This is a genomic window from Mycobacterium sp. IS-1496 (assembly GCF_001499995.1).
GTDB lineage: Bacteria > Actinomycetota > Actinomycetes > Mycobacteriales > Mycobacteriaceae > Mycobacterium.
Genome location: NZ_LQIU01000004.1, coordinates 107,729 through 117,107 on the forward strand (window position 1 = coordinate 107,729; position 9,379 = coordinate 117,107).

Below are 9,379 nucleotides of genomic sequence, written 5' to 3' on the forward strand. Positions count from 1 at the left end.
ACTAGAGGTCACAGGAGGCATCGTCACGGAGCCGCGGGTGAACTGACGGTGAATGCCACCTGCCCGAACGCTTCCGGGCGGGCTATTCGCAGCTGGTGTCGGCGGCGTTGGTGACGTTGAGATCCTCGGGCAGGGGAGCCGGCGTGCTGCCGGTGTCGTGTAACACGTTCACCTGGACGGGCGAGCCGCTGGGGGTCGGGGCGCCGACGGTGTCGAAGTCGCTGCCCAACACCACCTGGACGATGTCGCCCATGCCGCCGACCCGTTCGATGGTGGGGTTGGCGAACGACGACGCGACCGTGGCCGCCGCCTGCTCGTTGCCGGGGGAGAAGAACACCGTCGTCGCGGTCATCGCGCTGGGGTAGTCATCGGGCGTGGTGACGTTGAAGCCGTACTCCTGCAGCGCTCCGGCGGTGGTCGCGCCCAGGCCGGTCTGCCCGGTCGAGTTCGACACCTGCACAGTGACGTCCTGCGGTTCGGTGGTGACGGCGTTGACCAGTTCGGCGTTCGGCTGGTCGTCGGATCCGGCCGCCTCGGCCTCCGGATCCGCCGTCGTCGACTCCGGGGTGCCCGGCACCGGGGTGTTGTCCGCGTTCTTCTCCCCGGGCAGGGGGGCGTCGTTGATGATCGCGGTGAACAGCGCGTTCATATCGTCGGTGCGGGGTGTCTCGTTGCCGTACTCGTCGGCGTAGCCGGTGGTCGGCACGGTGACGAAGCTGATCCGTCCCGCGGTCACCCCCTGGATCGACTGGCCCAGCGTCACCAGGTCGCGGGTGTCGATGTTGTCGACGTAGCTGTCGTCGATGAACATGTTGACCACGTTGTTGAGCTTGGACAGCGAGAAGAACACTTCCTTGGAGATGAGCGAACGCAGCAGCGACGACAGGAACCGCTGCTGGCGCTTGATGCGGCCGTAGTCGCCGTTGATCTCGGTGGTGACCTGTCGGGCGCGCACGTAGTTGAGCGCGGTGTGCCCGTCGACCATCTGGCGGCCGGCGACCGGCAGCACCGTGCCGAGTTCGTAGTCCTCCAACGGTTCGGTGCTGCAGACCTCGACACCGCCCAGCGCGTCGACCATCTTGGAGAACCCCGCGAAGTCGACGGCCATGAAGCGGTTCACCGACAGACCGGAGAGCTTCTGCACGACCTTGACCAGACACTTCGGCCCGCCGACCGCGTACGCCGAGTTGAGCTTGTACTCGGTGTAGACCGTTTCCTGCCCGTACATCGGCGACTCCGGGTCCTCGATCGGACCGTACGCGCCCGTCTCCGGATTCCAGGGCTCGCACTCCATCGGATCGATGGACAGGTCGCGGGGAAAGGACACCGCCACGACGCGTTTCCGGTTGGCCGGGATGTTGACCAGCATGACGGTGTCCGACCTGGCGCCTGCGGCGTCGTCGGTGGTGCCCGCGCCCATGCCGCTGTTGTCGCCGATGCGGCTGTCCACACCCACGATCAGGAAGTTCTCGTCACCGAACTGGGCGTTCGGATCGACGATGTCGCGGCTGTCCTGATCCAGCGCCGACACCCGGTTCATCAGGTTGTTCTTCGACGACTGCCACTGCCAGGCGCCGCCGGTGAGCACCAGCGCGAGCACCGCGAGCAGTGCGGCCGCGGCACGTCCGGCCAGGATGATCCGGCGGCGCCGGTGCGGTTCGTCCTGAGCGACCGCCGTTCCGCCGCCGCCGATGCGGTACGGCGGCACCCGGTCACCCGGATCCGCGGCCAGGACGGGCAGGTGGTCGGCATACGCGCCGGTCGCCGCGGGGATGATCTCGGTGTCCTGGCGGTCCGGGTCGGCCGGCTCGCGGACGGGTTCGCGGATCGCCTCGATGATCTCGGTTTCTGCGGCGGGCGGCTCCGGCTCCGGTTCGGGTTCGGGCTCCGGTTCGGGCTCGGCGCGCCTGCGCTTGGGCGTGATCTCCGCCGGCGCCGTGCCGTCGCCGTTGAGCTTGGCGATCAGGTCGGCGACGGTCACCACACCCTCGGTGTGGCTGCCACCTGGCTCTCCGGACTCGTCGGTCTTTTCGGGCACGTCGACGTCGGCATCCGGTTCCGGTTGCGCGCGTCTGAGGGGTTCACTGCGTTCCCACGGCGCGGCACCCGCCGATCGCCGGTTGGATCGGGTAAGCCATTGGTTGTCCCAGTCGGACCGTGGCTCGCGGGGACGCCGAGGGTCGGGAGTGGCATCAGCACCGTGGCTGTCGCCGTCACTCATCTCCAACCGGCCTCCGACTTCGCGTGGTGCGCGCCGAGAACGCGCGCGGGCTCACTGTCTTGTAGCAGCGCATCGAGAACTCCGCCACCGGAGCCGGGCTGCAGCGAGAACCACATCGTAACGAGCAATCCTGTGAGGCATCCAGCCGGAGAACGTCTCGAGAACGTCTCGGTATCGCTACTGGTCAGCCGCCGGAGTGCATGACGTCCGCACCAGCGGGCACCGTGCAGTCGTCCGGATCGGCCAGCCAGCCCTCCGGCAGGGACACCGACGCGGCCGAGCCCTGACGACCGCGCGGGCCCGTCGCGGCGGGCGGGAAAGGGACGTCGGGATCGAGCCGGTCGAGCAGCTCGGAGAGCTCGGCGCGCGTCTTGACCAGCGCGAGTGCCCGTCGCAGATCCGATCCGGCGGGGAATCCGTGCAGGTACCACGCGACGTGCTTGCGGATGTCGCGCATGGCCTTGTCCTCGCCGAAGTGGTCGGTGAGCAGGTCGCCGTGCCTGCGGATGATGTCGGCGACCTCGCCGAGGGTGGGCGGGACGGGCAGCGGGCGGCCGGTGAACCTGGCCGACAGTTCGGCGAACAGCCACGGACGGCCCAGGCAGCCGCGCCCGATCACGACGCCGTCGCAGCCCGTGGCGGCCATCATCGCCAGCGCGTCGTCGGCGTCGAAGATGTCGCCGTTGCCGAGCACCGGGACGGTGCTGACGTGAGCCTTGAGCGCGGCGATCTGATCCCAGTCGGCGGTGCCCGAGTAGCGCTGTGCCGCGGTGCGGGCATGCAGGGCGACGGCGGCCGCCCCCTCTTCGGCGGCGATGCGCCCGGCATCGAGGTGGGTGTGGTGGGCGTCGTCGATGCCGATCCGGAACTTCACCGTGACGGGGATGTCCGTGCCCTCGGTGGCGCGCACCGCGGCGGCGACGATCTGACCGAAGAGTCGGCGCTTGTAGGGCAGCGCAGCACCGCCCCCGCGCTTGGTGACCTTGGGCACCGGGCAGCCGAAGTTCATGTCGATGTGGTCGGCCATGCCTTCGTCGGCGATCATCTTCGCCGCCGCGTAGGTGGTGTCCGGGTCGACGGTGTAGAGCTGCAGAGACCGTGGCGACTCGTCGGGCGCGAACGTGGTCATGTGCAGGGTCACCGGATGGCGTTCGACGAGTGCCCGAGCGGTGACCATCTCGCACACGTACAGGCCGCTGACGGTGCCGGCCCTGGCCACCTCGAGCTCACGGCACAGCGTGCGGAACGCGACGTTCGTGACGCCGGCCATCGGTGCCAGCACGACCGGGCTGCGCAACGCGATCGGCCCGATCCGCAGGTCGGATCGGGCCGTGTCGCGCTCAGGGGTTACGACGCTGATGACGCGAGCACCTTCCCGGCCTTCTTCTCGGCCATCTTGGCTTCGCGCTCGAGACGCTTCTGCTTGGCGGCCTCGAACTTCTCACAGGCTTCCTCGAGCTCGGTCACCAGGACGCCGAGATCGTCGCGCATGCGGGCGGCCTCGCCGGTGAAGTCCTCACGCTCGAAGATGCGCCACTTCTTCAGCACCGGCCGGACCACGTCGTCGAGGTGGATCCGCGGATCGTAGACGCCGCCGACGGCGATGATCACGGCCTTGCGGCGGAACTCCGGCACGGTGTACCCGGGCATCTTGAAGTTGCGCAGCACCCGGTGCAGGGAGTGCATGGCCTGGTCGGGGGCGATGTCGAAGCCGGCCTCGGAGACGTCGCGGTAGAAGATCATGTGCAGGTTCTCGTCGGCCGAGACGCGCTGCAGCAGCTGATCGGCGACCGGCTCGTTGCACGCCTTGCCGGTGTTGCGGTGCGAGACGCGCGTCGCGAGCTCCTGGAAGGTCACGTAGATGACCGAGTCGAACAGGCTCTCGGCGAACAGATCGCCCTGCTGGTTCTGGCCGGGGGAGAAGCCGCGGGTCATCTGCTCGACACGCAGTTCCTCGAGCTGCACGGGATCGACCGCGCGGGTGACGACGAGGTAGTCGCGCAGCGCGATGCCGTGCCGGTTCTCCTCGGCCGTCCAGCGGTTGACCCACTGGCCCCACGCCCCGTCCATGCTCATGTTCATCGCGATCTCGCGGTGATACGAGGGCAGGTTGTCCTCGGTGAGCAGGTTCTGCACCATCGCGGTCTGGGCGACCTCCGAGAGCTTCGACTGCTCGGGATCCCAGTCCTGACCGCCGAGGGCGTAGTAGTTCTTGCCGTCCGACCACGGAATGAAGTCGTGCGGGTTCCAGTCCTTGCGCATGGTCAGGTGCCGGTTGAGGAGCTTCTCGACGACCGGCTCCAGCTCGTGCAGCAGGTGCAGGTCGGTCAGGTTCTCGTGCATCGGTGCTCGTCCTCCTCGCGGTGCAGAGCTCGTGGGAGTTATCTGTACCTGTTGGTTGCACTCAATATATGTGTGTACCCGAGTGACATCAAGTTCGGTCGGACGAGTGTCACGTGGGTCACGGGCGTCCGTTCGCCCAGCGGGGACCGCTTATTCGCGGGCGGTGCGGCGTCCGTGCGGAGTACCCCCGATCGGGCGCCGCCACGCTGCGGGGTCAGTGGCTGGTGACCCGGCTGAGCAGCATGTCGACGCAGTAATCGATGAACTGTTCGCGGGTGGCGCCCAGCCGGCCGTCGAGATAGGCGGTGAACAACGCGGTCAGCGCCCCGATCAGTCCGGTGGCGGCCATCGCCTGGACGGTGGGGTCGGTGATGCGGGTGAGCTTGCGCTGCACCAGTTCGATGAAGTTGGGCATCCATTCCGCACCGGACCGGGTGAGCACGGGTTCGGACGCGGGTGCGAGCAGCAGCACCCGTCCGCGGGTCGGATCGTCGACCATCAGCGCGACGAAGCGCTCGACCGCGTCGCGCGGCGTCTCTGCGTTGAGCAGGGTCGACATCGCCCGGGTGCAGACGTCGTCGTAGGCGGCGCGGACGAATTCGTCGCGGTCGACGAAACTCTCGTAGAAGTAGCGTTCGGTCAGACCGGCTTCGCGGCACACCGCGCGCACCGTCAGCGCGGGCCCGCCCGCGCCGCCGAGCAGTGTGACGCCTGCGGCGATCAGTTCGTCGCGGCGCAACGCCTGGCGGTCCTGCAGGGGGACCCCGGACCAGCGCCCGCGTCGTTGACCGGAAGACACATGGCTCCTAAGCTCTGGTGACAACGTACGTAGTCAATTTGTGTCACTGACGCCGACAGGAAAGTGCACCAGTGAGTCAAGATACTTCCGAGGTACCCGTGGCGGCCAGCGATTCCGCCCCTGTGGCCAGTGGATGTCCGGTGACGTCGGGCGGCTATGACGGGCCGCCGCCGCTGGGGCCGGACTCGCTGACGTGGAAGCTGTTCGGCGACTGGCGTGGCCTGCTCCAAGGGCCGTGGGCGGGTTCGATGCAGAACATGCACCCCCAGCTCGGCGCGGCCGTGCAGGAGCACTCGATCTTCTTCCTCGAACGGATGCCGCGGCTGCTGCGCTCGCTGTACCCGATCGGCGGGGTGGTGTTCGACGGTGACCGCGCCCCGCAGACGGGGGCGGAGGTGCGTGACTACCACATCGGCATCAAGGGCGTCGACGATCAGGGGCGCCGTTACAGCGCCCTCAATCCCGACGTCTTCTACTGGGCGCACTCCACGTTCTTCATGGGCACGATCCTGACCGCCGAGCGCTTCGGCGACGGCCTCACCGAGGACGAGAAGCGCCAGCTGTTCGACGAGCACATCACGTGGTACCGGATGTACGGGATGAGCATGCGCCCGGTGCCGAAGACGTGGGAGGAGTTCCAGGAGTACTGGGACCACATGTGCCGCAACGTGTTGGAGAACAACTGGGCCGCACGCGAAGTGCTCGACCTGTCGACCATGCCGAAACATCCGTCGCTGCAGTGGGTTCCGGACTGGATGTGGCGGCTGCAGCTTAAGGCGCTCGGACCGTTCGCGGTGTGGGTGACCGTCGGCCTGTACGACCCGCCGGTGCGGGAGCTGATGGGGCACAACTGGTCTGCACGTGACGAGCGGTTGCACCGGTTGTTCGGACGCGCGGTCAACCTCGTGTTCAAGGTGCTGCCCGAGCGCAGGCGCTACCATCCCCGCGCCCGCGCCGGCTGGGACCGCTCGGCCGGACGGCTGCCCGCCGACGCCCCGCTGGTGCACACGCCGCCGCGCAACCTGCCGCCAGTCGAATACCGGGACAGCCCGATGCACTACAGCCCGAAGGTCTGATCGCCCTCGCGGGACACCGGGCTTTCGCCGCCTGCGCGTCAGACCGCGGATTCGACTGCGACCCTTCCCTTCTGCTGCCTGCGCTGGCGTTCGACGGCGGCCAGGTAGAACGCCCAGGCCGACGCCGAACTGGCGAACAGGATGAAGCCGATGAAGAGCCAGGCGTGGTTGACCCCACGCCTGCGGCCGTCGACGGTCACCCACACCGGGAAGATCAACACGCTCATGATCGTGTAGTCCTGGCTGGCCGAACTGGCCGCCGGATTGTCGTAGCCGAGCGCGATGAACTCCGACCAGCTGCCCGGGCCCCAGACGAAATTGTGCAGACCGTCCGGCGGCGCGTACTGCTCGACGTACTGGTTGTTGAAGTAGTAGCCGAGCACTATCGAGGCGATCCCGACGAGGTAGTAGAAGGCCTCGAGCGCGGAGATCTGCGCGCCGGCCGGCACGCGCGAGTAGATCTGCGGATTGGATCGGATGAGGACGCCGACGACGACCAGACCGAGAATCCCGTGGAGGAGGAGCGAGACCATAACGGGAGTCTCGTGACCGGCCAAAGTTTTGTCAATATTGACATAACTTCGGTGCGGTACTTTGCCAGCATGGCCCGGCCCGCCCAGACCGCACGCAGCGAGCGCACCCGCGAGGCGCTGCGCCAGGCGGCGCTGGTCAGGTTCCTCGCCCAGGGCGTGGAGGAGACGTCGGCCGAACAGATCGCGGCGGATGCCGGGGTGTCGCTGCGGACGTTCTACCGCCACTTCGCATCGAAGCACGATCTGCTGTTCGCCGACTATGACGCGGGCCTGCAGTGGTTCCGCACGGCGCTGGCGAAGCGATCGGCCGACCAGTCGCTCATCGAGGCCGTGCATGCGGCGATCATGGCGTCGCCGTACGACGACGCGGCGCTGCCCAAGATCGCGACGTTGCGCGCCGAGGAGCTCGATCCGGGCCGCGTCTCGCGCCACATCCGCCAGGTCGAAACCGAGTTCGCCGACGCGATCGAAGAGCATCTCACCCGCGACGACGCGCCCGGACCCGGCAGCGACGCGCGGATGCGGATCACCGTGACCGCCCGCTGCATCGCGGCCGCGGTGTTCGGCGCGATGGAGGTCTGGATGCTCGGCGGCGGTCGGTCGCTGCCCGAGTTGGCGCGGCTGACCCGCGAGGCGCTGGACACCGTCGCGGGCGGGATCGGCGACCTCGACTGACCGCAGTTTTGTCAATATTGACAAAACTCGGCACGTCGTGCCAGCCTCGGTCGATGGCGGACTTCGACGCGATCGTCGTCGGCGCGGGGCACAACGGGCTCACCGCGGCGACTCTGCTGCAGCGCGCGGGGCTGCGCACCGTGTGCCTCGACGCCAAGCTCTACGCGGGTGGAATGGCCTCCACCGTCGAGCTTTTCGAGGGTTTCCGGTTCGAGATCGCCGGCTCCGTGCAGATCCCGACGTCGGCGACGGTGAGCCGAGAACTGGGCCTCGACGCGCTGCCGACGGTGGACCTCGACGTGATGTCGGTGTCGCTGCGCGGCGTCGGCGACGAGCCCGTCGTCTACTACACCGACCCGATCAGACTGCTGACCCACCTCAACGAGGTGCACGGTGCGGACGCGGTCAACGGCATGGCCGGGCTGATGGCGTGGTGTCAGGCGCCGACGCGGGCGCTGGGCCGGTTCGAGGCCGGCGTGCCCCCGAAGTCGATCGACGAGATGTACGCCTGCGCGACGAACGAGTTCGAGCGGTCGACGATCACCGACCTGCTGTTCGCCTCGGTCACCGACGTGCTCGACCGGTACCTGCCCGACCGCGAGAAGCACGGCGCGCTGCGGGGGATGTTGTCGCTGCTGGCGGTCAACACCACCTATCGGGGGCCGCAGACCCCCGGCACCGCCGCCGCACTGGCCTACGGTTTCGCCGTTCCCGACGAGAACGCGCTGCTGGTCAAGAAGCTCCGGGGCGGTATCGGGGCGCTGACCGAGCACCTGCGGGAGCAGTTCGAGTCCACGGGCGGCGAGGTGCGGCTGCGCTCGCGGGTGGTGGAGATCCTCGTCGCCGGCGGCCGCGTCACCGGTGTGCGCCTCGACGACGGGTCGACGATCGCCGCGCCGGTCGTCGTGTCCGCCGTCGCACCGGATCTGACGGTCAACGGATTGATCGACCCCACCGCCCTGCCCGCGGATGTGCGAGAACGGTTCGCGCGCATCGACCACCGCGGCAGCTATTTGCAGATGCACTTCGCGCTCGACGGTGTCCCGGAGTTCGCGGCGCCCTACGAACTGCTCAACGATCCGGCCATGCAGTCCAACATCGGCATCTTCAGCACCCCCGAGGAACTGCAGCAGCAGTGGGAGGACTGCAGGCGGGGCGTCGTGCCCGCCGACCCGGCGATCGCCCTGCAGATCCCGTCGGTCAACGACCCGGGGCTGGCGCCCGCCGGACGGCACGCCGCGTCGGCGTTCTCGCTGTGGTTCCCGATCCCCGGCCCCGGCCAACCGTCGAGCTACGGCGAGATGAAGGCCGAGATGGGGCGTCGGGTGATCGAGAAGATCGGCCGGCTGGCGCCGGGCTTCGAGGATCTGATCATCCGGCACACCACCTTCACGCCGAAACACATGGGCACGATGTTCGGCGCTCCGGGCGGCGACTACTGCCACGGCCTGATCCACCCCGACCAGATCGGTCCCAACCGTCCCGGACCGAAAGGATATGTCGATCAGCCCATTCCGATCGACGGACTGTACCTGGGCAGCGCGGGCTGCCACGGCGGGCCGGGGATCACGTTCGTGCCGGGCTACAACGCGGCCACGCAGGCGCTCGCGGAACGGAATTAGCGTCGAGACTCCGGTGAGATCGCGGAAATGGGCGGCGGTTTCAAGCGGTGGATGCAACAGCTGGTGGGTTTGAGAGTAGTTCGTTGAGTTTCTCGGCTGGTGTTCTCCAG

Annotated in this window: 8 protein-coding genes; 3 read left to right on the forward strand and 5 right to left on the reverse strand. The window is 68.1% G+C overall.

The features are described 5' to 3' along the window. Positions 1–82: 82 nt before the first annotated feature. From AU195_RS03765 to AU195_RS03780, 4 genes are all read right to left on the reverse strand, one after another. The gene (locus tag AU195_RS03765; RefSeq protein WP_059157723.1) at positions 83–2,221 is read right to left on the reverse strand and encodes an LCP family protein; all 2,139 of its coding nucleotides are present in this window, start codon (positions 2,219–2,221) and stop codon (positions 83–85) included. A gap of 184 nt (positions 2,222–2,405) precedes the next feature. Then, positions 2,406–3,539 carry a tRNA dihydrouridine synthase DusB gene (gene dusB / locus AU195_RS03770; protein WP_059157724.1) on the reverse strand — a complete coding sequence of 378 codons (1,134 nt, stop codon included), beginning with the start codon at positions 3,537–3,539 and terminating at the stop codon, positions 2,406–2,408. Between the two features lie 29 nt (positions 3,540–3,568). Next, complete coding sequence (locus AU195_RS03775) at positions 3,569–4,564, reverse strand: acyl-ACP desaturase (protein ID WP_059157725.1); 996 nt, start codon at positions 4,562–4,564, stop codon at positions 3,569–3,571. A gap of 214 nt (positions 4,565–4,778) precedes the next feature. Next, entirely contained in the window at positions 4,779–5,363 is a 585-nt protein-coding gene (locus AU195_RS03780; protein WP_059157726.1) for a TetR/AcrR family transcriptional regulator, read from the reverse strand. 71 nt (positions 5,364–5,434) lie between these two features. Between AU195_RS03780 and AU195_RS03785 the strand changes: the two genes are divergently transcribed. Beyond that, positions 5,435–6,439: an oxygenase MpaB family protein gene (locus AU195_RS03785; RefSeq protein WP_157531016.1), complete on the forward strand. Its 1,005-nt coding sequence runs from the start codon at positions 5,435–5,437 to the stop codon at positions 6,437–6,439. Between the two features lie 38 nt (positions 6,440–6,477). On the opposite strand, the gene AU195_RS03790 is transcribed toward AU195_RS03785, so the two are convergent. Further along, positions 6,478–6,972, reverse strand: coding sequence for a DUF2834 domain-containing protein (locus AU195_RS03790; RefSeq protein WP_059157728.1), 495 nt, complete (start codon positions 6,970–6,972; stop codon positions 6,478–6,480). A 69-nt stretch (positions 6,973–7,041) separates the two neighbouring features. On the opposite strand from AU195_RS03790, the gene AU195_RS03795 reads away from it, so the two are divergent. After that, positions 7,042–7,647 carry a TetR/AcrR family transcriptional regulator gene (locus tag AU195_RS03795; protein ID WP_059157729.1) on the forward strand — a complete coding sequence of 202 codons (606 nt, stop codon included), beginning with the start codon at positions 7,042–7,044 and terminating at the stop codon, positions 7,645–7,647. 53 nt (positions 7,648–7,700) lie between these two features. Continuing rightward, positions 7,701–9,269, forward strand: coding sequence for a phytoene desaturase family protein (locus AU195_RS03800; RefSeq protein WP_059157730.1), 1,569 nt, complete (start codon positions 7,701–7,703; stop codon positions 9,267–9,269). The last annotated feature ends 110 nt before the right edge of the window (positions 9,270–9,379 follow it).

Excerpts from the sequence above, each read along its gene's own strand:
- AU195_RS03765 (WP_059157723.1), bottom strand. The coding sequence starts at position 2,221 with ATGAGTGACGGCGACAGCCACGGTGCTGATGCCACTCCCGACCCTCGG.
- AU195_RS03775 (WP_059157725.1), bottom strand. The coding sequence starts at position 4,564 with ATGCACGAGAACCTGACCGACCTGCACCTGCTGCACGAGCTGGAGCCG.
- AU195_RS03790 (WP_059157728.1), bottom strand. The coding sequence starts at position 6,972 with ATGGTCTCGCTCCTCCTCCACGGGATTCTCGGTCTGGTCGTCGTCGGC.
- AU195_RS03795 (WP_059157729.1), top strand. The coding sequence starts at position 7,042 with ATGGCCCGGCCCGCCCAGACCGCACGCAGCGAGCGCACCCGCGAGGCG.
- AU195_RS03800 (WP_059157730.1), top strand. The coding sequence starts at position 7,701 with ATGGCGGACTTCGACGCGATCGTCGTCGGCGCGGGGCACAACGGGCTC.